At 74.7% G+C, this 1,381-nt stretch carries 1 protein-coding gene; it reads right to left on the bottom strand.

Features of this window, described 5'->3' with window-relative positions:
• Positions 1–1,381 (bottom strand): hypothetical protein (locus ACFQ4H_RS34785; protein ID WP_377579528.1); only part of this gene is annotated, 1,381 nt, incomplete at both ends.

The following is a 1,381-nucleotide window of genomic DNA, read 5'->3' as shown; positions in this document are numbered from 1 at the left end:
GGCCACCGCGTCGCCGGACTGCGGGCCAGGCACCGGCGGCACCGCGCCGAGCACACCGAACCCGACGGCGGTACGCAACAGCACCCGGACGGCGTCCTCGTCCCAGCCCGGCTCCCCGGGCGACCCGACGCCGGACAGGGCCGCCACCGAGGTTCGGGCGGACTGCCACAACCCGTCGGCCTCGCTGCGGGTGACCGGGTCGTACTGCGGATCGAGGCCCGAGTCGTCGCTGAGGTCGGCGGCCAGCAACTGCCGCCCCCGGCCGAACAGGTCCCGCAGGGCGGTGACGGTGTGCAGGAACTCGGCCAGACTGACCCGGTTCCCCAGCGAGCCGGGAGCCCGGTCGTAGTCGAGTTCGAGCCGCCAGTCGGCGGTCACCTCGGTCGGCGCGACCCGATCCCAGGCGGCCAGCACGATCTGCCGGTCGAGCTCGGTGTCGGCGGGTGTCGTCGGGTGCGGCGGTGCGGCGACGAGATCGATGGCCGCGACCTGGAGGGAGTCCAGGGTGGCCCCGAACCACCGGGTGACCGTCGTGTCGTCCGGCGAATGCCAGCGCATCCGCCAGTACACCCGGGACGACGGGGGCAGCAGGGCGGAGATGAGTGCGTCGGCCGCGGCGCAGGCGATCCGGGGGTGCTCGGCCCGGGAGGCTGGCCAGTCGGTACGCAGTCGCTCGAACCGGCTGTCCAGGTTGAACAGCACGGCCACCCGGTGGGTGACCTGTTCCCCACCGCTGGGGGTACGGGTGACGTGCAGCTGCGGCGGGCTGGTGGCCGCGCCCGAGGCGACGTCCATGGCCGCTGCGGCACGGTTCATGTCCCCGGCGGCAAGCTGGTGCACCCCCTCGGCCATCAGGACGTCGGCCACCGCGTCGGCGCTGGCGGCGAGGTCGTCGAGCAGCCCGGTCACCGCCACCCGCGCCGGCCCCGGCAGTTTGTCCAGCTCCGTGGCCAGCGCCTCGGCCTGGTAGAGCCGGTGCAGTTCGAGCCCGTCGACGGCGGCGGCCGACTCGACGGTCCGGACGATCTCGCTCTCCCCGCCCTCGACGGGGTCCACCCGGTGCGCCCACACCGGAGCCAGCCGCCGGAACAGGGGAAGGTACTGGTCGAGCGGCCCCTGCGGGTGGTCGTGCAGACCACGCTCGAAGCGGTAGCCCAGCAGGGCGCCCAGGGACTGTCCGTCCCGCATCCCGTCCAGGATCTGCTCCGCCAGACGTACCCGCCGCGAGGAAAGGTCCACCGCGGCCGGGTTGTCGTCCCCGGCACCGTGCGAACGCCAGGCGCTACGCAACACGGCGGCGGTGACGGCCTGCGGGGCCGACGGCGCGTGGACGTGGCCCGCCCCGGCCGGTGCCGCGACGAGTTCGTCGGCGGCGGCCGTC

The sequence above is a fragment of the Micromonospora sonneratiae genome, from assembly GCF_042679305.1.
Taxonomy (GTDB): Bacteria; Actinomycetota; Actinomycetes; order Mycobacteriales; family Micromonosporaceae; genus Micromonospora_H; species Micromonospora_H sonneratiae.
This window is presented reverse-complemented; position numbering and strand designations above follow the sequence as displayed.